The sequence below is a fragment of the Bradyrhizobium sp. HKCCYLS2038 genome, assembly GCF_051167655.1.
In the GTDB taxonomy this organism is placed as follows: Bacteria; Pseudomonadota; Alphaproteobacteria; order Rhizobiales; family Xanthobacteraceae; genus Bradyrhizobium.
Map to the genome: position 1 here is coordinate 653,540 of NZ_JBNPTM010000002.1, position 25,052 is coordinate 678,591.

At 65.8% G+C, this 25,052-nt stretch carries 26 protein-coding genes; 8 read left to right on the forward strand and 18 right to left on the reverse strand.

The window, feature by feature from the left end:
• Positions 1-8: 8 nt before the first annotated feature.
• The 15 genes from ACQR1I_RS12130 to ACQR1I_RS12200 form a co-directional block, all read right to left on the reverse strand.
• Positions 9-1,163, reverse strand: a complete 1,155-nt coding sequence (locus tag ACQR1I_RS12130; protein WP_434864823.1) for an ABC transporter permease — start codon at positions 1,161-1,163, stop codon at positions 9-11.
• A complete protein-coding gene (locus ACQR1I_RS12135; RefSeq protein WP_434864824.1) occupies positions 1,160-2,098 on the reverse strand; it encodes an ABC transporter ATP-binding protein in 939 nt (312 codons plus the stop codon). The genes ACQR1I_RS12130 and ACQR1I_RS12135 overlap by 4 nt, the downstream gene beginning before the upstream one ends.
• Positions 2,095-2,871 carry an HlyD family secretion protein gene (locus tag ACQR1I_RS12140; RefSeq protein ID WP_434864825.1) on the reverse strand — a complete coding sequence of 259 codons (777 nt, stop codon included), beginning with the start codon at positions 2,869-2,871 and terminating at the stop codon, positions 2,095-2,097. Before ACQR1I_RS12140 ends, ACQR1I_RS12135 begins: the two co-directional genes overlap by 4 nt.
• Positions 2,868-3,530: a TetR/AcrR family transcriptional regulator gene (locus tag ACQR1I_RS12145; protein WP_434864826.1), complete on the reverse strand. Its 663-nt coding sequence runs from the start codon at positions 3,528-3,530 to the stop codon at positions 2,868-2,870. Before ACQR1I_RS12145 ends, ACQR1I_RS12140 begins: the two co-directional genes overlap by 4 nt.
• Before the next feature lie 323 nt (positions 3,531-3,853).
• Positions 3,854-4,879: an alcohol dehydrogenase AdhP gene (gene adhP / locus ACQR1I_RS12150; RefSeq protein WP_434864827.1), complete on the reverse strand. Its 1,026-nt coding sequence runs from the start codon at positions 4,877-4,879 to the stop codon at positions 3,854-3,856.
• Positions 4,880-5,011: 132 nt separating this feature from the next.
• Positions 5,012-5,425, reverse strand: a complete 414-nt coding sequence (locus ACQR1I_RS12155; protein WP_434864828.1) for a DUF2000 family protein — start codon at positions 5,423-5,425, stop codon at positions 5,012-5,014.
• A 132-nt stretch (positions 5,426-5,557) separates the two neighbouring features.
• Positions 5,558-5,962 carry a DUF4189 domain-containing protein gene (locus ACQR1I_RS12160; RefSeq protein WP_434864829.1) on the reverse strand — a complete coding sequence of 135 codons (405 nt, stop codon included), beginning with the start codon at positions 5,960-5,962 and terminating at the stop codon, positions 5,558-5,560.
• A 138-nt stretch (positions 5,963-6,100) separates the two neighbouring features.
• Complete coding sequence (locus ACQR1I_RS12165; protein ID WP_434864830.1) at positions 6,101-7,705, reverse strand: NTP transferase domain-containing protein; 1,605 nt, start codon at positions 7,703-7,705, stop codon at positions 6,101-6,103.
• Positions 7,702-8,403, reverse strand: a complete 702-nt coding sequence (locus tag ACQR1I_RS12170; protein ID WP_434864831.1) for an XdhC family protein — start codon at positions 8,401-8,403, stop codon at positions 7,702-7,704. Before ACQR1I_RS12170 ends, ACQR1I_RS12165 begins: the two co-directional genes overlap by 4 nt.
• Positions 8,404-8,406: 3 nt before the next feature.
• On the reverse strand, positions 8,407-8,730 hold the full coding sequence (locus ACQR1I_RS12175) for an XdhC family protein (protein WP_434864832.1): 324 nt from the start codon (positions 8,728-8,730) through the stop codon (positions 8,407-8,409).
• 24 nt (positions 8,731-8,754) lie between these two features.
• Positions 8,755-9,960 (reverse strand): vWA domain-containing protein, encoded by a 1,206-nt coding sequence (locus tag ACQR1I_RS12180; protein WP_434864833.1) that lies wholly within the window; start codon positions 9,958-9,960, stop codon positions 8,755-8,757.
• Positions 9,961-10,131: 171 nt separating this feature from the next.
• Positions 10,132-11,040 carry an AAA family ATPase gene (locus ACQR1I_RS12185; protein WP_434864834.1) on the reverse strand — a complete coding sequence of 303 codons (909 nt, stop codon included), beginning with the start codon at positions 11,038-11,040 and terminating at the stop codon, positions 10,132-10,134.
• Between the two features lie 34 nt (positions 11,041-11,074).
• Positions 11,075-11,923, reverse strand: a complete 849-nt coding sequence (locus tag ACQR1I_RS12190; protein WP_434864835.1) for an FAD binding domain-containing protein — start codon at positions 11,921-11,923, stop codon at positions 11,075-11,077.
• A gap of 28 nt (positions 11,924-11,951) precedes the next feature.
• Positions 11,952-12,437, reverse strand: coding sequence for a (2Fe-2S)-binding protein (locus ACQR1I_RS12195; protein ID WP_434864836.1), 486 nt, complete (start codon positions 12,435-12,437; stop codon positions 11,952-11,954).
• Between the two features lie 132 nt (positions 12,438-12,569).
• On the reverse strand, positions 12,570-13,016 hold the full coding sequence (locus tag ACQR1I_RS12200) for an SRPBCC family protein (RefSeq protein WP_434865129.1): 447 nt from the start codon (positions 13,014-13,016) through the stop codon (positions 12,570-12,572).
• 230 nt (positions 13,017-13,246) lie between these two features.
• On the opposite strand from ACQR1I_RS12200, the gene pcaD reads away from it, so the two are divergent.
• A complete protein-coding gene (gene pcaD / locus ACQR1I_RS12205; protein WP_434864837.1) occupies positions 13,247-14,029 on the forward strand; it encodes a 3-oxoadipate enol-lactonase in 783 nt (260 codons plus the stop codon).
• A 36-nt stretch (positions 14,030-14,065) separates the two neighbouring features.
• Here pcaD and ACQR1I_RS12210 read toward each other — a convergent pair whose 3' ends face one another.
• Positions 14,066-14,623: a hypothetical protein gene (locus tag ACQR1I_RS12210; RefSeq protein WP_434864838.1), complete on the reverse strand. Its 558-nt coding sequence runs from the start codon at positions 14,621-14,623 to the stop codon at positions 14,066-14,068.
• Between the two features lie 150 nt (positions 14,624-14,773).
• Complete coding sequence (locus tag ACQR1I_RS12215) at positions 14,774-14,920, reverse strand: hypothetical protein (protein WP_434864839.1); 147 nt, start codon at positions 14,918-14,920, stop codon at positions 14,774-14,776.
• Between the two features lie 303 nt (positions 14,921-15,223).
• On the opposite strand from ACQR1I_RS12215, the gene ACQR1I_RS12220 reads away from it, so the two are divergent.
• The 5 genes from ACQR1I_RS12220 to ACQR1I_RS12240 all read left to right on the forward strand — a co-directional run bounded on the left by ACQR1I_RS12220 (position 15,224) and on the right by ACQR1I_RS12240 (position 20,343).
• Complete coding sequence (locus ACQR1I_RS12220) at positions 15,224-16,141, forward strand: ABC transporter permease subunit (protein WP_434864840.1); 918 nt, start codon at positions 15,224-15,226, stop codon at positions 16,139-16,141.
• A gap of 13 nt (positions 16,142-16,154) precedes the next feature.
• Complete coding sequence (livM, locus tag ACQR1I_RS12225; RefSeq protein ID WP_434864841.1) at positions 16,155-17,495, forward strand: high-affinity branched-chain amino acid ABC transporter permease LivM; 1,341 nt, start codon at positions 16,155-16,157, stop codon at positions 17,493-17,495.
• Positions 17,492-18,325 carry an ABC transporter ATP-binding protein gene (locus ACQR1I_RS12230; RefSeq protein ID WP_434864842.1) on the forward strand — a complete coding sequence of 278 codons (834 nt, stop codon included), beginning with the start codon at positions 17,492-17,494 and terminating at the stop codon, positions 18,323-18,325. The genes livM and ACQR1I_RS12230 overlap by 4 nt, the downstream gene beginning before the upstream one ends.
• Positions 18,322-19,053, forward strand: coding sequence for an ABC transporter ATP-binding protein (locus ACQR1I_RS12235; RefSeq protein ID WP_434864843.1), 732 nt, complete (start codon positions 18,322-18,324; stop codon positions 19,051-19,053). Before ACQR1I_RS12230 ends, ACQR1I_RS12235 begins: the two co-directional genes overlap by 4 nt.
• A gap of 171 nt (positions 19,054-19,224) precedes the next feature.
• Complete coding sequence (locus ACQR1I_RS12240) at positions 19,225-20,343, forward strand: branched-chain amino acid ABC transporter substrate-binding protein (RefSeq protein WP_434864844.1); 1,119 nt, start codon at positions 19,225-19,227, stop codon at positions 20,341-20,343.
• A gap of 122 nt (positions 20,344-20,465) precedes the next feature.
• On the opposite strand, the gene ACQR1I_RS12245 is transcribed toward ACQR1I_RS12240, so the two are convergent.
• Positions 20,466-20,867 (reverse strand): response regulator, encoded by a 402-nt coding sequence (locus tag ACQR1I_RS12245; protein WP_434864845.1) that lies wholly within the window; start codon positions 20,865-20,867, stop codon positions 20,466-20,468.
• Positions 20,868-21,105: 238 nt separating this feature from the next.
• On the opposite strand from ACQR1I_RS12245, the gene ACQR1I_RS12250 reads away from it, so the two are divergent.
• Both ACQR1I_RS12250 and ACQR1I_RS12255 read left to right on the forward strand, forming a co-directional pair.
• On the forward strand, positions 21,106-23,883 hold the full coding sequence (locus tag ACQR1I_RS12250; RefSeq protein WP_434864846.1) for a PAS domain S-box protein: 2,778 nt from the start codon (positions 21,106-21,108) through the stop codon (positions 23,881-23,883).
• A 127-nt stretch (positions 23,884-24,010) separates the two neighbouring features.
• Positions 24,011-25,009 carry a P1 family peptidase gene (locus ACQR1I_RS12255; protein ID WP_434864847.1) on the forward strand — a complete coding sequence of 333 codons (999 nt, stop codon included), beginning with the start codon at positions 24,011-24,013 and terminating at the stop codon, positions 25,007-25,009.
• Positions 25,010-25,052 lie beyond the last annotated feature (43 nt).

Sequence of the window (25,052 nt, forward strand, 5' to 3'; positions counted from 1 at the left end):
ATTGTGCCTCAATCGAGGGTGCGGCGGAAGCGCAAGACGGCCACCGTCATGGCGAACAGCATCAGGCCGAACAAAGCCACCGTATCGTACTGCAGGTTCGGCAGCGTCGAACCCTTGAGCATGATGGCGCGGACGATGCGCAGGTAGTGCGTGAGCGGCAGGCACTCGCCGACGATCTGCGCCCATTGCGGCATGCCGAGGAACGGAAACATGAAGCCCGACAGCAGGATGCTCGGCAGGAAGAACATCATGGACAGCTGCATGGCCTGCAGCTGGTTCTGCGCCAGGGTCGAGAACGTGTAGCCGATCGAGAGGTTGGCCGCGATGAACAGGGTCGACAGGACGGCCAGGAGCAACAGGCTCCCCATGATGGGAACGCCGAACAGGAACACGCCGATGCCGATGATGATGGCGGCCTGCAGGAAGCCGACCATCACATAGGGAATGATCTTGCCGAGCATGACCTCGACCGGCTTGATCGGCATCGACAGCAGGCTCTCCATGGTGCCGCGCTCGATCTCCCGTGTAACCGAGAGCGCCGTGAAGATCAGCATCGTCATGGTTAGGATGGTGCCGACCAGACCGGGCACGATGTTGAGCCGGGACGAGGCGGCCGGATTGTAGCGCGCATGCGCCCTGATCTCGAACGGCGGCGTGGCCGGATCGCCGGTGTAGAGATCGTGCGACAGCGCCGTCTGCACGATCATGCCGAGCGAGGACAGCGCAGAGGACGCCGCGACCGGATCGGTGGCATCGGCCGCCACCAGCAGCGCCGGCCGGTCGCCGCGGCGAACCGCGCGCTCGAAGCCGCGCGGGATCTCGACGCCGAACAGCACCTTGCCGGACAGCAGCAGATCGTCGAATTCGGCGACGTTGTCGACCTCGCGGGTAAAGCGGAAATAGGCGGTGTTCTCCATCGCCTTCAGGATCGAGCGGCCGAGGTCGCTGTCCTCCTGCAGCAGCACCGCCGCTGGCAGATGATGCGGCGTGGTGTTGATGGCATAGCCGAACAGCATCAGCTGCATCACCGGAAGCATCACGATCATCGCGAACGACACCCGGTCGCGGCGGAGCTGGATGAACTCCTTGACCAGCATCGCGTAGGTCCGGCGCCCGAAGCCGAAGCGCGGCTCAGGAGAGATGTGGTGGAGAGCTTCGCTCATTGGAAATTGTCCCGCGAGCGGTTCATCAGGTCGATGAAGACGTCCTCGAGCGAGGGCGCAGCATGCTGCCAGTGAAGGTCAGGCCTGTCGCGCCAGGGCGCAATCGCAGCATCCAGTGCCCTGCCGTCGCGGCCGGAGACGTGCAGGCTGGTACCGAACGGCGCCACCATGTCGACGCCCGGCTTGCCCGTGAGCGACGTCGTGAGCTCGCGCAGGTCGTCACCGCTGACCGTGTAGGTGGTAAGCGCCGATTGCGCGATGACCTCGGAGACGGTGCCGTGCGCCAGCAGATGGCCGTAGGCGATATAGGCGATCTCGTGACAGCGCTCTGCTTCGTCCATGTAGTGGGTCGAGACCAGCACCGTCAGCCCGTCTCTCGCCAGCGCGTGGATCTCGTTCCAGAAGTCGCGCCGCGCTTTCGGATCGACGCCGGCGGTGGGTTCGTCGAGCAGCAGCAGTTGCGGGTTCGGCAAGGTGCAGGCGCCGAGCGCGAGGCGCTGCTTCCAGCCGCCCGACAATTCGCCGGCCAGCTGCCGCTCGCGTCCGGCAAGCCCGAGCCGCTGCACCATGTCGCGCGCGGCGGCTCGCGGATCCGGCATGCCGTAGAGCCGCGCGACGAATTCGAGATTTTCGCGCACCGACAGGTCCTGGTAGAGGCTGAAGCGCTGGGTCATGTAGCCGACCCGGCGCTTGATCTTGTCGGCGTCGCGGCGAATGTCGAAGCCGAGACAGGTGCCCTCGCCGCCGTCGGGCGTCAGCAGGCCGCAAAGCATGCGGATGGTCGTGGTCTTGCCCGAGCCGTTCGGTCCGAGGAAGCCGTAGATCGCGCCACGCCGCACCTGCATCGACAGATCGTGCACGACCTCGCGGCCGCCGAAGGACTTGGACAGTCCCTTGACGTCGATCGCGATCTCGGCTGGCACTGCCGCCGTCATTGCTTGTCCGCCACCGGGGTCTTGGGATTCGGATAGATGCTGACGGGCTGACCGACGCGCAGCGCGTCGGGACGCGAGGGCCGCGCCTGGATCAGATAGACGAGCTTGTTGCGCTCATCGAGGCTGTAGATGACGGGCGGGGTATACTCCGCCGTGGTCGCGAGGAAATAGACCCGCGCGCTGAGATCGGCGGCGCAGTTGTCGCAGGTGACCCTGACCTCGTCTCCGATCGCGAATTTGGGCAGATCCGTCTCGGGCACGTAGAAGCGCAGCTTCATGTTGCCCGGCGGCATGATCGACAGCACCGGCCGCTGCGCCGCGACCATCTCGCCCTCGCGGAAGTAGATCTGCTGGATGGTGCCGGCGACCGGCGCCACGCCCTTGCGGCGCGCGAGGCGGGTCTGCGACGTCACGACATGGGCCTCGGCGATGCGCAGCGCCGACACCGCCGAATCGAGCGTTGCCTGCGTCCCTGCCCCGGTCTTGCTCAGTGCCGCCGCACGATCATAGGTCTGCTGCGCATTGGCGAGCGTCGCCTTGGTCTGGTTGAGATCGGCCTGTTGCAGATCATCGTCGACGGCGTAGAGGGGATCACCAACCTTGATCTCTTCGCCCTCATGCACGTTCAGCTTGGTGACGCGTCCCGCCTCGTCGGGACTGACGAAGATCATGTCGGCCTCGACCCAGCCCTGATAGCCGGGATCGCGGGTGTCCTTGCAGCCGTCGAAGGTGAAGGCCGTGACCAGCACGGCGAGGCAATGCAGCAGGCTCATGTCGGCCTCCTTGCGCCGAAGATCAGATCGAGATGCGTCTGCAGCATCGCTTCCGTATCGAGCGGCGCATGGCGCTCGAACAGGCTCTTCCAGAGCACCGCAAGCATCATCGGCGCGACCATCAGCTGCGGAAACTGCACCAGCGTGGGCTCGCGGATCTCGCCGCGGGTGATGGCGAGCTGGATCAGCGCGCGCATGGCAGCGAGGCCGCGCGACACGACCTCGCGGTAGTAGAAGTCGGCAATCGCGGGGAAACGCGGTCCTTCGGCAACGATGAGCCGCACGAGGTCGGCCCGCCGCGTGCCGGCGATCTCCTGCAGGAACATCCGCGCCAGATTCTCGACGAGGTCGCGCACCGAGCCGCTCGGCGGCAACGGCGCGGCCAGTCGGCCGACGAACGGCACGATCGCGGTCCGGATCAATTCCTCGAACATCGATTCCTTGTCCTTGAAGTGCAGATAGATCGTGCCCTTGGCGACACCGGCGCGCTTCGCCACGTCGTCGAGCCGGGTGGCCGCAAAGCCGCGGGCGATGAACTCGTCCATCGCGGCTTCAACGATCGCGGCACGGCGTTCGGCCGCCCGATCGGCCCGGCGCGAAACCGCCGGGGAATTCGCCGCTCCGGCCCTGCCCTTTTTTGATGCCGCCGCTTTTTCCATGATCCATAAATGACTGACTAGTCAGTCATTGTCAAGAGGCTCCAGACGATGTACGTCGCAATAATCTGCCCCCCCAGCGGACGCCTCGCGCAGAGATCTCTCCGCCGTCATTCCGGGGCGGCGCGAAGCGACGAGCCCGGAATCCATAGCCACGAGAGTCGGTGTGACGAAGACCTGCGCCACAGCCATCCCGCACCACACGCCGGTCGGGGCTATGGATTCCGGGCTCGCGCTACGCGCGCCCCGGAATGACGCGTGGAGAGAGACGCGCACCATCTTGCGGCAGACGCGCGGAGCGATGGTGCCCGCCTTGCATGGGCAACCTACGTGAAATCGAGCACCACGCGGCCGTCGATCTTGCCGGCCTTCATGCGCTCGAAGACGGTGTTGATCTCGGACAGTGGCGCGGTGGTCACCTCGGCCTTGACCTTGCCCTCCGCGGCAAAGGCGACGGCCTCATCGAGATCGCGCCTGGTGCCGACGATCGAGCCGCGCACGGTGATGCGCTTCAGGACGACGTCGAAGATCGGCGTCGGGAATTCCCCCGGCGGCAGGCCGACCAGGCTGACGGTGCCCCTGCGACGGACCATCTTCAGCGCCTGCGCGAAGGCCGGCGTCGACACCGCGGTCACCAGCACGCCATGCGCACCGCCGCCGGTGAGCGCGATGACCCGCTCGACCGCATCCTTGTCGAGCGCGTTCACCGCGTGCTCGGCGCCGGCCTCGAGCGCCAGCTTGAGCTTGTCCTCGGCGATGTCGAGACCGATCGCCTTCAGTCCCATCGCCTTCGCGTACTGGATCGCGACATGGCCGAGCCCGCCGACACCGGAAATGACGACCCACTCGCCGGGGCGCGTGTCGGTTTCCTTCAGGCCCTTGTAGGTCGTGACGCCGGCGCAGAGGATCGGCGCAATGCTGGCGAAGTTGACGTTGGCCGGCAGGCGCGCTGCGAACGCCGCGGAGGCGATGACATACTCCGCGAAGCCGCCGTTCACGCTGTAGCCGGTATTGTGCTGGTGCTCGCACAGCGTCTCCCAGCCGGTCTCGCAATATTCGCAGCGCAGACAGGCATCGTGCAGCCACGCCACACCAACCGCGTCGCCGATCTTGAAATCGGTGACGCCGGCGCCGAGCGCGGCAACGACACCGGCTGCTTCATGACCGGGAATGAACGGCGGCACAGGCTTGACCGGCCAGTCGCCCGAGGCGGCGTGAAGGTCGGTATGACATACGCCGCAGGCCTTGAGCTTGACGAGAAGCTCGCCCGGCCCCGGCACCGGAACAGGAACGTCCTCGATGACGAGCGGCTTGCCGAAGGCTTTGACGATTGCGGCTTTCATGGTCTGCATCTGTCTGCTCCTCATATCGAGGCGCAAACTAACGACGCAGATCTATTCCGGACTTGATCGGTGTCAAACGCTGCTGCTGCTTTGATACGCAGCATGTAACAGATTCATGACAGCAGATCTCACGCTGCGATCTCAGGCATGAAACTTCAAGCCGTCGACGATCTTGTCGACCACCTTGCGCTCCGCGCGCAGCGCCAATCCGACGAGATTGAGATCAGGACGCGCGACCGCCTTCACCGCCGCGCGGTTGGCTTCGTCATGCGTGGTCTTGAACATGTCCTCGGTGTAGAGCGCGGGCTTCACATTCCGCGACAGCGCGCGATCCAGCGCACGTGCCAATGCAGCACGGTCCGGTGCGCCGTAGATCAGGATCGGCTGGCCGATCAGCGCGTGATAGCTCGTCGCCGATCCGTCTTCATAGGGCGTGCCGATGCATTCCGGAAAGGCCGCGGCGATGCCGCTGGACAGAAACGCCGCGGCGTTCAGCTTCTGCCAGGCTTCGAGGTCGTTGCGGATGATCAGCGCGATCTTGGTGTCGAATTGCATGTCAATTCCATCGTCGATGTCCACGAATACTCAGAATAGCCGAGCCATTCGGAGCGTGAAGCATCGAAACGACGCGCGGGCGGAACTTGGACGATAGCCGCTCAAATCATCCGGCTTCGATCAGCGCTTCAATCAACCCTTGGCGTCGCACACCCAGGCGCGAATGACGCATTCCTTGCCGCCATATTTGTAGCATTCGCGGGTCGCTTCGTTGAGCGAGGTGGAGATCTTCGGCCGGACGGCGTAGCCGTGCGCGCCGCACGGATTGGTCAGATCGACGGCGAACGCGGCGCACGCCTTCTTCATCGTCACCGCGGTGCATTCGCCCTTGCACTGCTTCAGCGCCGCAGCCTTGGCGAGATGCTCCGCCGGATAGTCGAAGGCCTGGCCATAGGCGGCGCACTGGCCGATGGCGAAGGCGCCGGCCGCATGCGCCGGGCTGATCGCGTCGTAGCTCGCAAGGCGCGCGGCGCCGACGAGCACGGTCAATCCAAATGCAAACAGCGCGAGACGTCGCGCGGCGGTCGAAATGATCATCTCTCCTCCCCCGAGGCCAATGTCGGCAAATCTAGCCGGGGGTCGTTGAAACTTGGTGAATGAGAGGTTGAGATCAGGTGTCGCCGGCGCCGTTCCGGGATGACGCGGAGAGATCGCGCAGCCGCAAAACGACGCTCATCACCCGCGCCGCGCAGCCTCCAGCGCCTGCGGCGTGTCGATGTCGAGGAACGCGCTCTCGCCCTCGACCGTCACCTCGGCGACGGCTTCGGTGTGCTTGGCGATCAGATGCCGCGCGCCGACGTCGCCGTCGAGCGTCATCAACTCGGCGAAGAAGCGGCGCGACCACAGCACCGGGTTTCCACGGCGTCCTTCGGACACGGGGACGACGATCAAATTGCCGCGATCCGGCGCGAAGGCGGCGATCAGACGGTCGAGCAGGTCGGCCGACACCATCGGCATATCACCGAGGCAGACGACCGCGCCATCGGCGCGATCAGACACGGCGGCGATGCCGGCCTTCACCGAGCTCGCAAGACCGCCGGCGAAATCCGGATTGCGGACGAAGCGGACGTTGAGGTCGGAAAGCGCCTGCTCGACTAGCTCCGCCTGGTGGCCGGTGACGACGATGATGTCGCTGGCTTTCGACGCCAGCGCCTGCTCGGTGACGATCCGCACCAGCTTCCTGCCGTCGAGTTCAGCCAGCAGCTTGTTCGGCCCGCCCATCCGGGTCGAACGCCCGGCGGCGAGGACGATGGCGGCGACGTGGCGCTCGCCTTCCGCCTCTGGCTGGGCGCGCGGTTGCGGACGCGTCACGATCTCCATCAGCAGACCACCGACGCCCATCGCCGTCAGTTCGGCGCGGGTGACCTTGATGCCCGCCAAGAGCCGCATCAGCACCCAGTCGAAGCCGTTCTCCGCCGGCGAGCGCGCACAGCCTGGCGCGCCGAGCAGCGGGACGTTGCCGGCACGGCCGATCAGCAGCAGATTGCCCGGATCGACCGGCATGCCGAAATGCTCGATCGCGCCGCCGATGCCGGTGATCGCGGCGGGAATGACGTCACGGCGATCGGCGATCGCCGAGGCGCCGAACACGATCACGAGCTCGGCGCCGTGCGCCAGCAGCTCCTTGATCGCAGCCGCCAGCGCGGCCTGCTCATGCGGCACGCGGCGTTCGGCGATGATGCTGGCCCCGGCCGGCGCCAGGCGCTCGGCGGTGACGCGCAGCGTCTTGTCGATGACCTTCGACGCCAGACCGGGCAGGATGGTCGAGACCACGCCGACGCGCTTGACCATATACGGCGCGACGCTGAGCGCGCCCTTGCCGGCGGCCGCCACGGCGGCATCGCGCAGCCGGCCCTCGACGCCGAACGGGATCAGCTTGACGGTGCCGACCATCTCGCCTTCGACCACCGGCTTGAACGCCGGCAAGGTCGCGAAGGTGATGGCTTCGTCGACATCGTTGATGCGGTCGACGGCGGCACGATCGACCATCAGAATGCCGGGCTGCGCCGCGAACAGATTGGCCCGTCCGGTGAAGGCCCGATCGACATGAATGCCCTCGCCGGCCACGACCTTGGCAACGTCGGCGGCGGCCTCGTCCTCCGAGACGTCGCCGGCTTCGAGCCGGACGACCACGATCTCCTTGACGCCCTCCCTGGACAGGGCCTCGACCTCGGCGGGACCGATCGTGGTACCCTTCTTGAGCACCAATGATCCCTTGCGCAGGGTGTGCACGGTCACCCCGCCGATCGCCTCACGCGGACTGGCAGGACCGAACTTCATGCCGCCTGCTCTTTCTCCTTGGCCGGCAACCGCAAGGTGGCGGTGATCTCGGCCATGATCGAGACGGCGATCTCCGACGGCGACACCGCGCCGATGGCCAGCCCGATCGGGGCATGGATGCGGGCGATGTCGGCATCGCTGGCGCCCTGCGCGCGCAGCCGGTCGTGACGCTTGGCATGCGTCTTCCGCGAGCCCAGCGCGCCGATATAGAAGCAGTCGCGCGAAAAGGCGTGCAGCAGCGCCGGATCGTCGATCTTCGGATCATGCGTCAGCGCGACGAACGCCGTGTAGTGATCGACGTTGAGGGGCGGCAGCGCCACGTCAGGCCATTCGGCGATCAGCGGCACGTCCGGGAAGCGCTCCGGGCTGGCGAACGCCGTGCGCGGATCGACGACGGTGACGTCATAGCCGAGCGACTTGGCGATCGGCGCCAGCGCCTGGCTGATGTGGACGGCGCCGACGATGACGAGCTTGGCCGTCGGCGCGTAGACGTTGAGGAACAGCCGCTTGCCGGCCACCTCGACCATCCCGCTCTTGCCCATTCGCAGATGGGTGGACAGCTCGTTGCGCAGCGGGTCCGTGGCGATCGCCGCGGCCTTGACCAGGCGCTGCTCGCCGGAGGCGACGTCGGTGACGAGGATGGCCGGGCGGCGCGCGGCGCGCTCGGCGTTCAGCTCGGCCAGGGTCGAAAGCTGCATGGATCAGCCCACCTTCTCGACGAACACGCGGATGGTGCCGCCGCAGGACAGCCCGACATTCCAGGCGGTCTCGTCGGCGACGCCGAACTCCAGCATCTTCGGCTGACCGCTGGAGATCACGTCGAGCGCCTCGGTGACGACAGCACCCTCGACGCAGCCGCCGGACACCGAGCCCAGGAACGTGCCGTCGTCGTTGATCACGAGGTTGGAGCCGACCGGCCGCGGCGCCGAGCCCCAGGTCTCGACCACGGTGGCGAGCGCCACGCCGTGACCGGTCTTGTGCCAATCCTCGGCAGCCTTGAGGATGTCTTCGTCGCGGTTGAGCATGGCAATCTCCCTTCTCGGACGATCTCAGGCGGCGGGCCGGATCGCGCTGCGCTGATGCGGCGGCAGCGGCGACGACAGCGCCGAGATCAGCGTCTCGATCGACGTCAAGTTATGTACCGGGCGGAATTCGTCAACGTGGGGCAGCATGGTTTTGATGCCCTGCGCCTTGGCCTCGAAGCCGGAATAGCGCAGCAGCGGGTTCAGCCAGATCAGCCGGCGGCAGGAGCGGTGCAGCCGGTCCATCTCGAAGGCGAGCTTGCTGTCGGCCTCGCGCTCCAGCCCGTCCGAGATCAGCAGCACGATGGCGCCCTGCCCGAGGACGCGCCGCGCCCATTGCTTGTTGAAGGTCTGCAGCGAGGTCGCGATCCTCGTGCCACCGGCCCAGTCCTCGACATTGGCCGTGCAACTCGCCAGCGCTTCGTCGGGATCGCGCTGCCGCAGCGCCCGCGTCACGTTGGTCAGGCGGGTGCCGAACAGGAACACCGAGACGCGCTTGCGAGCGTCGGTGATGGCATGGAGGAAGTGCAGGAACAGGCGGGTGTACTCGCTCATCGAGCCTGAAATGTCGAGCAACGCCACGATCGGCGCCGGCTTCTCGAGTCTCCCCAGGCGATGGAAGTTGATGATCTCGCCCTCGGTGCGCAGCGCCTGGCGCAACGTCTTGCGCATGTCGATGCGGTGGCCGCGCGGGTCGGTGGCGTGGCGGCGCGTCTTCAGCTCGGCCTGCGGCAGCCGCATCTTGGCGATCGCGCGCGTGACCTCGGCGATCTCGGCGGCGCTCATCTGCGCAAAGTCCTTCTTCTGCAGCACCTCGCGATCGGACACGGCGAGCCGCAGATCCTGCTCCTGCGCCTGCGGCTCCTCATGCGTCTGCGGCTGCGACATCGCCTCCTGGACCCGACGCGAGGCCGGCGGCGGCTTCTTCTTGGCGTGATCCGGCAGCGGCACCGAATCGAGCATCGACTTCCACTCTTCAGCTGGGCGGAAGAACAGGTCGAAGGCCTGGGCGAAGATCAGCGCATGCTCGTGGCGCTTGACGAAGATCGATTCGAGCGTGGTGAAGACGTCCGCGCGCTTGCCGATGTCGATCGCTTCCAGCGCGCTCATGGCATCGATCACGGCGCCCGGCCCGACCGGCAGGCCCGCAGCGCGCAGCGCGCGCGCAAAGCCCGCAATGTTGTCGGCGATGCCGCCGGTCGGCGGCGCGAGGTGATTGATGCTGGTGGGCACGTCTCTATCCCCTCGTCATTCCGGGCACGCCTCAACTTGAGGCCGTCATTCCGGGGCGCCCGAAGGGCGAGCCCGGAATCCATACGCACGATCGTGGGTTATGGATTCCGGGCCTGCGTGCTGCGCACGCATCCCGGAATGACGATCGTTGTTAGAGGCACCAGCGTGAACTCAAGTCTCGCTGGTCGCGTCCTTGATTACCTTCTGCAACTGATCGCCCTGCATGCGGGCGATGTCGTCCTGATATTTCAGCAGCGCGCCCAAGGTGTCGCCGACGACCTCGGCGTTCAGCGAGCGCGCGTCGAGCTCGGTCAGCGCGGTCGCCCAGTCCAAGGTCTCGGCGACGCCCGGCGACTTGTAGAAGTCCTGGTCGCGCAGCGCCTGGACGAAGCGCACGATCTGCTGCGACAGCCGCTGCGAGATGCCTGGCAGCCGGGTCTTGACGATCGCGAGCTCGCGTTCGGCGGAGGGATAGTCGACCCAGTGATACAGGCAGCGCCGCTTCAGCGCGTCGTGGATCTCGCGCGTCCGGTTCGAGGTGATGATGACGATCGGCGGATGCGGCGCCTTGACGGTGCCGAACTCGGGGATCGTGACCTGGAAGTCGGAGAGGATCTCCAGCAGATAGGCCTCGAATGCCTCGTCAGCGCGGTCGAGCTCGTCGATCAGCAACACCGGCGCGCCCGCGACATCCGGCTCCAGCGCCTGCAGCAGCGGGCGCTTGATCAGATAGCGGTCGGCGAAGATGTCGGACGTGAGCTGGTCGCGATCGACGTCGCCGCCGGCTTCCGCCAGCCGGATCGCGATCATCTGGGCCGCCGAGTTCCACTCGTAGACGGCCGAGGCGACGTCGAGACCCTCGTAGCACTGCAGGCGGATGAGCTTGCGCCCGAGCGCCGCCGACAGCACCTTGGCGATCTCGGTCTTGCCGACGCCGGCCTCGCCTTCGAGGAACAGCGGCCGGCCCATGCGCAGCGACAGATAGGTCACCGTCGCCAGCGATCGCTCGGCGAGATAGCCGCGCGAGGACAGCAATTCGAGCATCGCGTCGACCGACGCCGGCAGCGCTGCAGCACTCATGGGCGAGACCGCCTTCCCTGACCGCGCTCGCCCGTCACGAGGCCGGAGCCTCGGACTCGTCGGCTCCCGATGAGGCCTTGGCCCCAGCGTTCGCCGCATCGACCGCGCGACGCGCGAGCACGCCGATGAGATGGGCGCGATATTCGGCGCTGCCGTGAATGTCGCTGCTGAGCCCGTCGGCCGACACCGCGATGCCTTCGAGCACCTTCGGCGAGAAGCGCTTCTGCAACGCTTCCTCGAACGCGGTGACGCGGAACACGCCATTGCCACCGGCGCCGGTAACGGCGACGCGCACGTCGGACGGACGCCGCGCGACGAACACGCCGACCAGCGCGTAGCGCGAGGCCTGGTTGCGGAACTTCACATAGGCCGCCTTCTTGGCCAGCGGGAAGCTCACCTTGGTGATGATCTCGTCCGGCTCCAGCGCGGTCGTGAACAGGCCCTGGAAGAACTCCTCCGCCTTGAGCTTGCGCTTGTTGGTGACGATGGTGGCGCCGAGCGCCAGGCACGCCGCCGGATAGTCCGCGGTCGGATCGTTGTTGGCGATCGAGCCGCCGATCGTGCCGCGATGGCGGACGGCGGGGTCACCGATCAGACCGGCGAGATGTGCGAGCGCGGGGATCGCCTCGCCCACCGTGGCGGAGTTCGCCACATCGGCGTGACGCGCCATGGCGCCGATCACCAGATTGCGGCCCTTCAGCTCGATCGTGTCGAGCCCTTCGACGTGGGAGAGGTCGACGAGATGCGGCGGGCTTGCGAGCCGCTGCTTCATCACCGGCACCAGCGTGTGACCGCCGGCGACCAGCTTGGCGTCCTCGTTCTTGGTCAGGAGATTGGCGGCCTGGCGCACCGTGGCCGGCCGATGATATTTGAATTCGTACATGTGAGTGTCCTGTGCGCGGCGGGGACGTTTAGGCGAGGTCCGACTTCGCCATCGCCTTGGCGCCGGCGGCGATCGATTGCACGATGTTCTGATATCCGGTGCAGCGGCAGAGATTGCCTTCCAGCTCCTCGCGGATGGTCTCCTCGGTGAGGTCGTGCCCCTTGCGGTGCACGAGGTCGACCGCGGTCATGATCATGCCCGGCGTGCAGAAGCCGCATTGCAGACCGTGGTGCTCGCGAAACGCCTCCTGCATCGGATGCAGCGGCGCGCCATCGGCCGCGAGGCCTTCGATCGTCCTGACCTCGTGACCGTCGGCCATCACAGCCAGGGTCGTGCAGGACTTCACGGCCTTGCCGTCGAGATGGACGACACAGGCGCCGCACTGCGAGGTGTCGCAGCCGACATGGGTGCCGGTGAGCCGCAGATTCTCGCGCAGGAACTGAACGAGCAGCGTCCGGGGATCAACATTTGCCGTGACGGGATTACCGTTCACAATCATGGAAATCTTGGCCATTCAGGACTCTCTATTAATCCGCACCACAGCGTTGCACTGCAGCGCAGCCCAGCAAAATCAGTCGAAAACCATCATATGGGGGCTCCCGGCGGCGGGCAACCTCGCCACCGACAGCGCATGGGTCGGTTGCGGTCAGCCTTGAACGGCCTTGGCGAAGTTCGCGAAGAATTCGTCGGCGAGTTTTTTTGCAGCGCCGTTAATCAAGCGCTGGCCAAGCTGTGCCAGCTTGCCGCCGATCTGCGCCTCGACATTGTAGCTCAGCAGCGTGCCGCCATCCTTTTCGGCCAGCCCGACCACAGCGCCGCCCTTGGCAAAGCCAGCCACGCCGCCCTCGCCCTCGCCGGAGATCTTGTAGCCGTTCGGCGGATCGAGATCGCTCAGGGTGACCTTGCCCTTGAAGCGCGCGGACACCGGTCCGACCTTCATCTTGGCAACGGCGCGAAAGCCGCCATCCTCGGTCCTCTCCAGTTCCTCGCAGCCGGGAATGCAGGCCTTGAGCACCTCGGGATCGTTCAACTTGGCCCAGACGGCCTCACGCGGTGCCGCCAGCTGGACCTCGCCCGTCATCGTCATTGCCATCTGCATCTCCCCCCGTTTGGCGCGGTTTGAGGCATTCAAGTAAAGCACCGAACGCCCAAAAGAAAGGGCGAGCAGCGCCCGGAAGCGTTGCAGAAAAGCTGGAGCAGCGCAGCATTCGGGTCTGGCGCCCACGGGTTTCGATTGGCAGACCGCGCCCGCAATGGTTAGTTCGCCATCAAATCTGCACGATTCCTGAGGTGGCGCAGCCGCCTTCGACGAGGACTCCGCCCATGCCGATGATCGATGCTGACGGCTGCCTGTTGAACGTCACCGTCGAAGGCCGCGACGGCGGGCCGACCCTGATGCTGTCGAACTCGCTCGGCTCGACGCTGCAGATGTGGGAGCCGCAGATGCGCGCCCTCACCCAGATTTTTCGTGTCATCCGCTATGACCGGCGTGGTCATGGCAAGTCACAAGTCCCTCCGGGACCCTACTCGATCGAGCGATTCGGTCGCGACGCGCTGGCGATCCTGGATGACCTGAACATCGAGAAAGTGCACTGGTGCGGCGTCTCGATGGGCGGCATGGTCGGACAGTGGCTCGCCGCCCACGCCTCCGAGCGAATCGGCAAGCTCGTGCTCGCCAACACCACCTGCCATTACCCCGATCCGGCCATCTGGGACGCGCGCATCAAGGCGGTTCAGGACGGCGGACTCGCCGGGATCGCCGATACCGTGATCGCAGGCTGGCTGACGCAGGAGTTTCGCGATCACCATCCGGACATCGCCGATCGCATGAAGGCGATGCTGGTCGCGACGCCGGTCGAGGGTTATCTCGCCTGCTGCGCGGCATTGCGCGCGCTCGACCTGCGCGACGATCTGCCGGGCATCACGAGCCCGACGCTCGTCGTGGCCGGCCGATACGACAAGTCGACACCGATTGCGATGGCGGAGGCGATTCGCAGCCGGATCCCGGGGGCGAGCATGACCATCGTCGATGCCGCGCACATCTCGAACGTCGAAGCCGCGGGCCAATTCAACGATGCGGTGCTCGGCTTCCTGACACAGCGCTGACCGCGCTGTCGCGTCGCCAGCCTCCGACGAGGGCGATCAGGCCTTCGCAACGGCTGCGACGCTGTCGCCGACTGTGGGCTCGACCGGCGGCGGCGCGGAGGCCGGAGCCGACGCGTTGGACTGCGTGGCCGGCTTTTCCACCAGCATGACGATGGCCGTTCCCAACAGCATCAGCAGTTCGGTCGCATGCAGACGCAGCGCCTGGGTCTCGCCGACGCGTGCGGCCATGATCATGCTGAAGAAGCTCAGGGCGCTGCCCAGGCCCAGTCCGATCGACAGCGCCTCGACATAGCCCCCGACCTTTCGCACCCGTGGAACGGCGATCAGGACGACGAACATCGCGAAGAACCCTGCGACCGTCAGTCGCGCCAGCGCGAGCAGCCAAGCCGCGCGAACCGTCTCTAGACCAGACAGTTGCAGATGGTCGCTGATGAACAGTGCGACAGCGACGTTGGGCCGCTCGAACAGGCCCTGAATCGGCGAGACCATGATGTGAAGGGCGACGATCGTCCAGGCCGGAACGAAATACAGCGCCAGCAGCACGCCGTTGAAGCAGCTGAGCCGCCAGCTTCCGATGATGCAGTTCTTGATCATGTCACGCCCACCTCTGCAATCCCCGCGCGGTCGCCCGTCCGGCAGGTTCCAGAGGAGCTAACGCGCGGCAAATGCAGCGGGCAATTTAAACCCTTTGTTTACCTTAACCGGGAGGGTCGACACCGTGCCCGCTCGGCGATCCGTACCGCCCTATTTCCCCGGCGCCGTGTCCCGATCCGGCTGCTGCCCCTGACTCGGCTCGTCACCGCCCTGCCGGATCGGCTTGCCTTGGGTCTGACCCTGCTGGTTCTGCCCGGGGTTCTGGTGACCTTGGTTCTTGTCGGTCAGATTGGTCATGAGCGTCTCCTCGTTGGCTGTTGCACGCACAACCAACGCGTGAGCCGCGCGTTACGTTGCCTTGAGCCGGCCATTCGAGACGGTTGTCCCGCTGTGCCTCATCGGGCTGAGCGGAACCGAGCCGCGAAAGAGGCGGGATAAGCCCGCAATTGCGGCACTGCACGCTGTTGCGGCACCCGGTTCCTAGCTGTTAGTACTGGCCGACGCGTCGCCTCTGGTCGCGGGTGCGGGCAGGCCCGCCTCGCTCCGGACGGCCCTCGCCGCGTTGCGAACCGGTATCGACAGTCCCAGCCACGGCAGTCCATGGATTATTTCGCGCAACAGCTCATCAACGGCCTCGTCCTCGGCTCGATCTATGGCCTGATCGCCATCGGCTACACCATGGTCTACGGCATCGTGGGCATGATCAATTTCGCCCATGGCGACGTCTTCATGATCGGCGGCTTCATTGCCCTGATCTCGTTCCTGGTGCTGGTGTCGATCGGACTCACCGCGATTCCGGTCATTCTGCTGATCGTGCTGCTGGTCTCGATGGCGATCACCGCGCTCTATGGCTGGACCATCGAGCGCATCGCCTACCGGCCGCTGCGACACTCCTTCCGGCTGGCGCCGATGCTGTCGGCGATCGGCATGTCGTTCGTGCTGACGAATTTTTCGCAGGTGGCGCAGGGCGCGCGGGTCAAGCCGGTGCCGCCGATCATCACCGGCGGCTACACGCTGCACGAGGGCAGCAGCGGCTTCGTCGTCCAGTTGTCCAACGTTCAGATCGTCGTGGTCATCACCACCATCGTGCTGCTCGGCCTGTTCACCTGGCTGGTGTCGCGCACCCGGCTCGGCCGCGACATGCGCGCCTGCGAGCAGGACCAGACCATGGCCGCGCTGCTCGGCGTCGACGTCGACCGCACCATCTCGATGACCTTCGTGATCGGCGCGGCGCTGGCCGCTGTCGCCGGCATGATGTACCTGCTCTACTACGGGCTCGTCGATTTCTTCATGGGCTTCGTCGCCGGCATCAAGGCATTCACCGCGGCCGTGCTGGGCGGCATCGGCTCGCTGCCGGGCGCCATGCTCGGCGGTCTCGCGATCGGCCTGATCGAGACGTTCTGGTCGGCCTATTTCTCCGTCGAGTACAAGGACGTCGCGGCGTTCTCGATCCTCATCGTGGTGTTGATCTTCATGCCGACCGGCCTGCTCGGTCGACCCGAAGTCGAAAAAGTCTGACGATGGAGCCCGTGTGAGCGCGTCCCCTCGAGCCTCTTCGCCCGCCTCTTCGAATGGCTCCGAGCCGGTCGGAGCCGCCTTCATCCTAAAGAAGGCCGTCCTCAGCGCCCTGGTCGCCCTCGGCCTGTTCTCGCTGATGGTCGGCGTCCGCACCGAGGCCGGCCAGAGCGGCCAGCTCGAATACTGGACCCGCTTCGGCGAGCTCGCGAGCCTTGTCGGCGCGGTGTTCATCGGCTCGATCGTCGTCGAGCTGCTGCGGCTGTGGCTCGGTCCGCGCGGCGGTCTCGGCAGCTTCGTGCCGTCCTCGGTCCAGAACGGCATGACCGTCGCCGGCCGCTATGTCGCGCCGGCACTGCTGATCTTCACCTTCCTGGTGCCGGTCATCTTCTACAATCAGCGCTACATTCTCGACCTCGGCATCCTGGTGCTGACCTATGTGATGCTCGGCTGGGGTCTCAACGTGGTGGTCGGGCTCGCCGGCCTGCTCGACCTCGGCTACGTCGCGTTCTACGCCGTCGGCGCCTACTCTTACGGATTGCTGTCGACCACCTTCGGCCTGTCGTTCTGGATCTGCCTGCCGCTCGCCGGCATCCTCGCGGCGTTCTGGGGCGTGCTGCTCGGCTTCCCGGTGCTGCGGTTGCGCGGCGACTATCTCGCGATCGTCACCCTGGCGTTCGGCGAGATCATCCGCCTCGTGCTGATCAACTGGCAGGAGGTGACCGGCGGTCCGAACGGCGTCTCCGGCATTCCGCGGCCGACCCTGTTCGGCATTCCGCTGGCCCCAGGCGAAGGCGGCCTCGCCGCCATGCTCGGCATCCCGTTTTCGCCGACGCATCGTATCGTTTTCCTGTTCTACCTGATCCTGGCGCTGGCGCTGCTCACCAACTGGGTCACGATCCGGCTGCGCCGGCTGCCGATCGGGCGCGCCTGGGAAGCCCTTCGTGAAGACGAGGTCGCCTGCCGCGCGCTCGGCATCAACATCACGACGACGAAGCTGACCGCCTTCGCCACCGGCGCGATGTTCGGCGGCTTCGCCGGCGCCTTCTTCGCCACCCGCCAGGGCTTCATCAGCCCGGAATCCTTCACCTTCCAGGAATCGGCACTGGTGCTCGCGATCGTCGTGCTCGGCGGCATGGGATCACAGCTCGGCGTGGCGCTCGCGGCGCTCGCCATGATCGGCGGCTTCGAACTGTTCCGAAGCCTCGAAGTCTACCGCATGCTGGTGTTCGGTCTCGCCATGGTGCTGGTGATGATCTGGCGTCCCCGCGGCATCGTCGGCCACCGCGCGCCGACCGTGTTCCTGGAAAAATCCAAGAGCATCTCTTCGGACCTCGTCAAGGAAGGCCACGGATGAGCTCCGCTCCGATCCTCGCGCTCGAAAGCGTCACCATGCGTTTCGGCGGCATCGTCGCCGTCAACGCGCTGTCTTTCACCGCGCAGCGCAAGCAGATCACGGCCTTGATCGGCCCGAACGGCGCCGGCAAGACCACCGTGTTCAACTGCATCACCGGCTTCTACAAGCCGACCTCCGGGGTCATCCGCCTGACGCATGATGACGGCGCCCAGTACGAGATGCAGAAGCTCAAGGACTTCAACATCTCCAAGCAGGCCAAGGTGGCGCGCACCTTCCAGAACATCCGGCTGTTTCCCGGCATGACGGCGCTGGAGAACCTGATGGTGGCGCAGCACAACGCGCTGATGCGCGCCTCAGGGCTCACGCTGATCGGGCTGCTCGGCCTGCCCTCGTGGCGCGCGGCGGAACAGAGCGCCATCGACAATGCGGTGTTCTGGCTGAAGCGCGTCGGACTGATCGACCGCGCCGACGACGCCGCCGGCAATCTCGCCTATGGCGACCAGCGCCGGCTGGAGATCGCGCGCGCGATGTGCACCGGCCCTGCCCTGCTCTGCCTCGACGAGCCGGCCGCCGGTCTCAACGCGCGCGAGAGCGCGGCGCTCAGCGAGCTTCTGCTGTCGATCCGCGCCGACCACGGCACCTCGATCCTGCTCATCGAGCACGACATGAGCGTCGTGATGGAAATCTCCGACCGCGTGGTGGTGATGGATTACGGCGTCAAGATCGCAGAGGGCACGCCGCGCGAGATCCGCGACGATCCGAAGGTCATCGCCGCCTATCTCGGCACCGACGAGCAAGAGGCCGCAGCCGTGATGGAGGCCGAAGCGTGAGCGCGTCCCTGCTCGAGATCCACAACCTGCGCGCGTCTTACGGCAAGATCGAAGCGCTCAAGGGCGTCGACCTCGACATCAAGGCCGGCGAGATCGTCGCGCTGATCGGGGCCAACGGCGCCGGCAAATCGACCCTGATGATGTCGATCTTCGGCCGGCCGCGCGCCAGTTCCGGTCATATCGTCTATGACGGCCATGACATCACCCAGGTGCCGACGCATCAGATCGCGCGTCTCAAGATCGCGCAGTCGCCGGAGGGCCGTCGCATCTTCCCGCGCATGAGCGTGGCCGAGAACCTGCAGATGGGGGCCGACGCCGGCGAAGCCACGGAAGCCGAGCGCGCCGACACGCTCGAGCGCGTTTTCGCGCTGTTCCCGCGGCTGAAGGAGCGCATCGACCAGCGCGGCGGCACGCTGTCCGGCGGCGAGCAGCAGATGCTGGCGATCGGGCGCGCCTTGATGAGCCGGCCGCGCCTGCTGCTGCTCGACGAGCCGTCGCTCGGCCTCGCGCCGCTGATTGCGCGTCAGATTTTCGAGGCCATCCGGACCCTCAACCGCCAGGACGGGCTGACGGTGCTGATCGTAGAGCAGAATGCCAATCATGCGCTGAAGCTCGCGCACCGCGGATATGTGCTGGTCAACGGCCTGATCACGCTGTCGGGCACCGGCACCGAGCTGCTGCAGCGGCCGGAGATCCGCGCCGCGTATCTGGAGGGCGGCCGCCACTAGGCGGCTCGCCGAAACAGCCTTTGGCCGAAACCCGGCCAGATTGGCTACGTCCTTTGTCGGTCTGTCCGAAAATTGCCGGTGACTTCGCCGCAAAATCAGCCACAATGCGCGCGGTCTGCGGCCCGCCCTTCGGGCCGTTTCCGTGTCGACTGACCCCTGTGAGGATTTCTCATGAAACCACTCAAATTTATCGGTCTGGCCCTGGGCGCCACGCTTGCGCTCTCGACGGCCGCTTACGCCGACGACATCACCATCGCCGTAGCCGGCCCGATGACCGGCGGCGAGTCGGCGTTCGGCCGCCAGATGCAGAACGGCGCCGAGATGGCGATTGCCGATCTCAACGCGGCCGGCGGTGTTCTCGGCAAGAAGCTTGCTCTGCAGATCGGTGACGATGCCTGCGATCCAAAGCAGGCCCGCTCGGTCGCCGAGAAGCTCGCCGGCTCCGGCATTCCGTTCGTCGCAGGCCACTTCTGCTCGTCGTCGTCGATCCCGGCCTCGGAGGCCTATGCCGACAGCAACGTCCTGCAGATTACGCCGGCCTCGACCAACCCGCTGTTCACCGAGCGCAAGCTGTGGAACGTGGCGCGCGTCTGCGGCCGCGACGACCAGCAGGGCCTGGTTGCCGCCAACTACATCGCGAAGAACTTCAAGGGCAAGAACATCGCGATCCTCAACGACAAGACCACCTACGGCAAGGGTCTCGCCGACGAAACGAAGAAGGCGCTCAACAAGGCCGGCGTCACCGAGAAGATGTTCGAGTCGTACAACAAGGGCGACAAGGACTTCAACGCGATCGTCTCGCGCCTGAAGCGTGAGAACATCGATCTCGTCTATGTCGGCGGCTATCACCAGGAAGCCGGCCTGATCCTGCGTCAGATGCGCGACCAGGGCCTCAAGACCATCCTGATGGCGGGCGACGCCATGAACGACAAGGAGTTCGCCTCGATCACCGGTCCGGCCGCGGAAGGCACGCTGTTCACCTTCGGCCCCGAGCCGCGCAACAAGCCGACCGCGAAGGCGATCGTCGACAAGTTCAAGGCCAAGAACATCGATCCCGAGGGCTACACCCTCTACACCTACGCCGCGATCCAGGTCTGGTCGCAGGCCGTGAAGAAGGCCAACACCACCGACGCCAAGAAGGTGATGGACGTCATCAAGGCCGGCGAGTGGGACACGGTGCTGGGCAAGCTCGGCTTCGACGCCAAGGGCGACATCAAGCAGATCGACTATGTCGTCTACAAGTGGGACGCCAAGGGCGGCTATGCCGAACTCGGCAGCAAGGGCTCCTGATCGCGCCCGATCACGATCCGAAATGCAGACGCCCCGGTCCTTGACCGGGGCGTTCTGCTTTAAAGGTACCTGAATGCCAGGATTTCTGCCTCTCGGGCACCGCCCCGAAAGTGCCGGCAACCCTATCCTGCGCAGGCCGAGAGCGGCGAAGTCTCCTGCTCACGCACGGCGGAACGGGCGAGTTCGAGCGAGCGCGTGAGATCCGCGGGCCGGAATGGCTTCTGCAGGTACACCACGCGCGTCAATTGCTCGGACATCGAGGCACCGTCGAACGCCGTCATTCCCGACACCGCGACGACGGGCAGATCGGGAACCAGTTCCCGCATGCTGCCGACCAGATCGAGACCATTGGAATCATCCAGATAAATGTCTACGATCACGGCATCGAACGTTTGTTCGCGGAAAAGCTGCAGTCCTGCCGTTGCCGTTCCTGCTTCCACCACGTCAAACTGATTGACGCGCAGCACCATGCTGATCATGGCGCGCACGTCCTTCTGATCGTCGACCACGAGAATCCGCGGCATCAACTTCTCCAGAATTTTCGTTGGACAGCCTACAACATAAAAAGAAATCAGGTACAACTACCGGTATATTTATCTGATTTGCGGTAAAGGTGCGGTTACTCATAATAGCGACTCATTCTACAGAACGTTTCACGTTGGCACTATACAACCTTTAGTCGAATAATCATATTTTTCGCTCATCAGGCGATGCGGAGTTGCGGCCCCCCTGAATTGATGCCTGGTGCGCAGGGCATTGGAGATGCAGAGCGTCGAAGATCCTCGCGAAATTCTTTTGTCGACTTCCACGGCGACGCAGCGCGACAAACTTGCAGCGCTCGCCGTTGTCGTGATTTCAGCCGTGCTGTTTACCGCTGCCGCTCCCTTCGCGAAGGTGCAGCTGGCGGCTATGCCGGCGTTCATCGCGAGCTATCAATCTGCGCTGGTGCTGAACGATCTCATCACCGCGTTTCTGCTGTTCTCCCAGTTCGTCCTGCTAAGATCGCCGCCGCTGCTCTGGCTCGGCTGCGGCTACCTCTTCACCGCGCCCGCTGCCCTTCTGCATACGCTGGCATTCCCGGGCCTGTTCGCACCGATGGGTCTGCTCGGCGCCGGACCACAGACCGCCGTGTGGATCTACATGATCTGGCACGGCGCATTCCCGTTGTTCGTTGCCGCCTACGCGCTGCAGAGAAGCGACCAGCCGCGTGCCGTGGCATCGGTGACCGCGTCGCTGTTGCTGGCCATCGTCGGCGTCGTGACGACGCTCTCCGTCCTGGTTTGGTCGGTGATCGCTTTCGAAAATTCACTTCCGGTCCTCATCGACGGCGGCGTTGCGACGCAGTCGCTGAAGGTCGTCGTCGGCGCGATCTGGTGCACGACGCTCGCAGCGCTTCTGCTCCTGGCGGTGCGCCGGCCCTACAGTATTCTCGACCTGTGGGTCATGGTGGTGCTGTGCGCCTGGCTGTTCGATCTCGCACTGGCCTCGCTGCTGAACGCAGCACGCTTCGATCTCGGTTTTTATGCGGGCCGCCTCTATGGGCTGCTGGCAGCGAGCTTCGTGCTCGGCGTGCTGCTTGCCGACAATGTCGGGCTGCAGACCAGACTCGCGCGACTGCTGCAGCAGCAGCGACGCCAGAGCGAAAGCGAGCGGGCGCGCTTCATCGCCCGTGAGCGGCTGTTCAGCGCCGTCGTGGAATCCTCCAACGACGCCATCATCACGCTCACCCTGCACGGCAAGATCACATCGTGGAATCGCGCGGCGGAGCAGCTTTTCGGATACGAGATTGCGGAAGCGTTGGGCAACGACATCGGCCTGATCGTTCCGCCCGAGCGGCGCATCGAGGTCGATCGCATCCTGAACCGGATCGGCGGCGGCGAGAAGTTCGAGCACCACGAAACGCTGCGCCGGCACAAGGATGGTCACGAGATCGAGGTGTCGCTGAGCATCTCACCGATCCTCGATGCGCGCGGCGCCGTGATCGGCGCCTCGAAGGTTGCCCGTGACATCACCGAGAGCAAGCGCACCCGCGATGCGCTGAACCGCGAGACCGAGGAGCGGCGGCGCATCTTCGAGACCTCGCAGGATCTGATCCTGATTGCCGATTCCCGCGGCAATCTCATGCAGGTCAGCCCGAGCGCGCAGGCCATTCTCGGCTATCGGCCCGACGAGATGGTCGGCCGCAATGCCAGCGACTTCGTCTATCCGCCCGAACTGGAGATCGTTCGCAACCAGATGCGCGACTGCCGGCGCGGGCGCGACATCCACAATTTCGAGGCACAACTCCTGCACAAGGAGGGCCGCGGAGTCGTGCTGAACTGGATGGCGAACTGGTCGGAGCCGGTGCAACGGCATTTCTTCATCGGCCGCGACCTCACCGAGAAACGTGCTGCCGAAGCGCAGTTCCGCCAGGCGCAGAAGATGGAATCCGTCGGCCATCTCACCGGCGGCATCGCGCACGACTTCAACAACATCCTGACGGTTATTACCGGCAGCATCGGCATCCTCTCCGACTCCGTGTCGGATCGCCCGGAGCTGTCGCCGGTCGCTAAGCTGATCGAGGATTCCGCCGACCGCGGCGCCCGGCTGACCCAGCAACTGCTCGCCTTCGCGCGCAAGCAGCCGCTGCAGCCGACGGATCTGGATGTCAACGCGCTGGTGATCGAAACCGCCGAACTGCTGCGACCGACGCTCGGCGAGCACATCGAGATCGAACGAATGCTGGTCGCGGAGCAATGCACGGCGCTAGCCGATCCGAACCAGCTCGCCACCTCGATCGTCAATCTGGCTCTCAATGCACGCGATGCGATGCCGCAGGGCGGCAAGCTGACGCTGGAGACCGCCAACGTCTCCCTCGACCAGGACTACGCCGATGCCAACAGCGAGGTTGCGATCGGCGACTACGTGATGATCGCAGTGAGCGACACCGGCTGCGGCATTCCGCCTGCCTATCTCGACAAGGTGTTCGACCCATTCTTCTCGACCAAGGGCCTCGGCAGAGGCACCGGGCTTGGCCTCAGCATGGTGTTCGGCTTCGTGAAGCAGTCCGGCGGACACATCAAGATCTACAGCGAGGTCGGTCACGGCACCTCGATCAAGCTGTATCTGCCGCGCTCGAACGCCGCCGGCCCGGCCGCGACCGCCCATCCGAAGAGCCAGGATTATCGCGGCGGTGACGAAACCATCCTGGTGGTCGAGGATGACCTCCTGGTCCGCCAGCACGTCGTCGCCCAGGTCACGAGTCTCGGCTACACGACGCTCGCAGCGGCCAATGCCGCCGAGGCGCTCGACGTCCTCGAGCACCATCCGGAGATCGACCTGCTGTTCACCGACGTCATCATGCCCGGCGCCATGAACGGCCGGCAACTCGCCGACGCCGCTCGTACGCGGCGGCCCGCGCTCAAGACGTTGTTCACCTCAGGCTATACCGAGAATGCGATCGTACACCACGGCCGCCTCGACGCCGGCGTCCTGCTGCTGGCCAAGCCCTACCGCAAGCCCGAGCTCGCCCGCATGATCCGCATTGCTCTGGACGGGTAGACCGTCGAGCCCCGCGCTCGGTCGACGCGTTTTGACGCGGGAACTCGACAGGGCTCGCGCGCGGCGTTGAGCCGGCGGCCGGGCCGGGCTATGCCTTTGCCAACGTCACCATCCAGCGAGCATGACCGTGCAGAATCTCCTCACCGACATCGCCGGCGTGCGCGTCGGCCACGCCGAGGACGCGGCGCTCGCCTCCGGCGTGACCGCGATCCTGTTCGATCAGCCCGCGGTCGCGGCCATCGACATCCGCGGTGGCGGGCCGGGCGTGCGCGAGGATGCGCTGCTCGATCCCGTCAACACAGTGGAACAGATCGACGCCATCGCCTTGTCGGGCGGCTCGGCGTTCGGGTTGGAAGCGGCCAGCGGCATTCAGGCCTGGCTCGCCGAACGGGGGCGCGGCTTTGCCGTGCGCGAGGCGCTGGTCCCGATCGTGCCCGGCGCCATCATGTTCGACCTCCTGAACGGCGGCAACAAGCAATGGGGCCGCTACGCGCCCTACCGCGAACTCGGCTATGCGGCCGCCGACGCGGCCGATACGACGTTCGCGCTCGGCAGCGTCGGCGCCGGGCTCGGCGCCACCACCGCCAATCTGCAGGGCGGGCTCGGCTCGGCCTCGGCCGTGACCCGCAACGGCATCAAGGTCGCGGCGATCGCCGTGGTCAACGCGGTCGGCAGCGTCACCGTCGGCGATGGCCCATGGTTCTGGGCCGCGCCCTACGAGGTCAATGCCGAGTTCGGTGGCCGCGGCCTGCCCGCGACGTTCACGCCCGACATGCTGGCGATGCGCCTCAAGGGCGGTCCGGCGCCGGCCGCGTCGGAAAATACGACGATCACCCTGGTCGTCACCGACGCCACCCTGACCAAGGCGCAGGCCAAGCGGCTGGCCATGATGGCGCAGACCGGCATGGCGCGCGCGATCTATCCGGTGCACCTGCCACTCGACGGCGACATCGTGTTCGCGGCGGCGACCTGCGCCAAGCCGGTCGAGCCGCTGGTCGAACTGAGCGAACTCGGCATGGTCGCCGCCAACGTGCTGGCGCGCGCGATCGCGAGCGGCGTCTATCACGCGAAGCGGCTGCCGTTCACAGGCGCCCTGCCGTCCTGGCAGGATCGCTTCGGCCGCTAGCCTCGTGCGTCCCGTCGTGAAGCCGATGACGACCTGGCGCTCC

Coding starts and splice junctions, on each gene's coding strand:
- ACQR1I_RS12190 (WP_434864835.1), bottom strand. CDS start 11,923: ATGTACGAATTCAAATATCATCGGCCGGCCACGGTGCGCCAGGCCGCC.
- ACQR1I_RS12250 (WP_434864846.1), top strand. CDS start 21,106: ATGCAGAGCGTCGAAGATCCTCGCGAAATTCTTTTGTCGACTTCCACG.
- ACQR1I_RS12245 (WP_434864845.1), bottom strand. CDS start 20,867: ATGCCGCGGATTCTCGTGGTCGACGATCAGAAGGACGTGCGCGCCATG.
- ACQR1I_RS12200 (WP_434865129.1), bottom strand. CDS start 13,016: ATGGCAATGACGATGACGGGCGAGGTCCAGCTGGCGGCACCGCGTGAG.
- ACQR1I_RS12160 (WP_434864829.1), bottom strand. CDS start 5,962: ATGATCATTTCGACCGCCGCGCGACGTCTCGCGCTGTTTGCATTTGGA.
- ACQR1I_RS12210 (WP_434864838.1), bottom strand. CDS start 14,623: ATGATCAAGAACTGCATCATCGGAAGCTGGCGGCTCAGCTGCTTCAAC.
- ACQR1I_RS12215 (WP_434864839.1), bottom strand. CDS start 14,920: ATGACCAATCTGACCGACAAGAACCAAGGTCACCAGAACCCCGGGCAG.
- ACQR1I_RS12220 (WP_434864840.1), top strand. CDS start 15,224: ATGGATTATTTCGCGCAACAGCTCATCAACGGCCTCGTCCTCGGCTCG.
- ACQR1I_RS12145 (WP_434864826.1), bottom strand. CDS start 3,530: ATGGAAAAAGCGGCGGCATCAAAAAAGGGCAGGGCCGGAGCGGCGAAT.
- ACQR1I_RS12195 (WP_434864836.1), bottom strand. CDS start 12,437: ATGGCCAAGATTTCCATGATTGTGAACGGTAATCCCGTCACGGCAAAT.
- ACQR1I_RS12170 (WP_434864831.1), bottom strand. CDS start 8,403: ATGCAGCTTTCGACCCTGGCCGAGCTGAACGCCGAGCGCGCCGCGCGC.
- ACQR1I_RS12130 (WP_434864823.1), bottom strand. CDS start 1,163: ATGAGCGAAGCTCTCCACCACATCTCTCCTGAGCCGCGCTTCGGCTTC.
- pcaD (WP_434864837.1), top strand. CDS start 13,247: ATGCCGATGATCGATGCTGACGGCTGCCTGTTGAACGTCACCGTCGAA.
- adhP (WP_434864827.1), bottom strand. CDS start 4,879: ATGCAGACCATGAAAGCCGCAATCGTCAAAGCCTTCGGCAAGCCGCTC.
- ACQR1I_RS12185 (WP_434864834.1), bottom strand. CDS start 11,040: ATGAGTGCTGCAGCGCTGCCGGCGTCGGTCGACGCGATGCTCGAATTG.
- ACQR1I_RS12230 (WP_434864842.1), top strand. CDS start 17,492: ATGAGCTCCGCTCCGATCCTCGCGCTCGAAAGCGTCACCATGCGTTTC.
- ACQR1I_RS12135 (WP_434864824.1), bottom strand. CDS start 2,098: ATGACGGCGGCAGTGCCAGCCGAGATCGCGATCGACGTCAAGGGACTG.
- ACQR1I_RS12175 (WP_434864832.1), bottom strand. CDS start 8,730: ATGCTCAACCGCGACGAAGACATCCTCAAGGCTGCCGAGGATTGGCAC.
- ACQR1I_RS12155 (WP_434864828.1), bottom strand. CDS start 5,425: ATGCAATTCGACACCAAGATCGCGCTGATCATCCGCAACGACCTCGAA.
- ACQR1I_RS12240 (WP_434864844.1), top strand. CDS start 19,225: ATGAAACCACTCAAATTTATCGGTCTGGCCCTGGGCGCCACGCTTGCG.
- ACQR1I_RS12165 (WP_434864830.1), bottom strand. CDS start 7,705: ATGAAGTTCGGTCCTGCCAGTCCGCGTGAGGCGATCGGCGGGGTGACC.
- ACQR1I_RS12140 (WP_434864825.1), bottom strand. CDS start 2,871: ATGAGCCTGCTGCATTGCCTCGCCGTGCTGGTCACGGCCTTCACCTTC.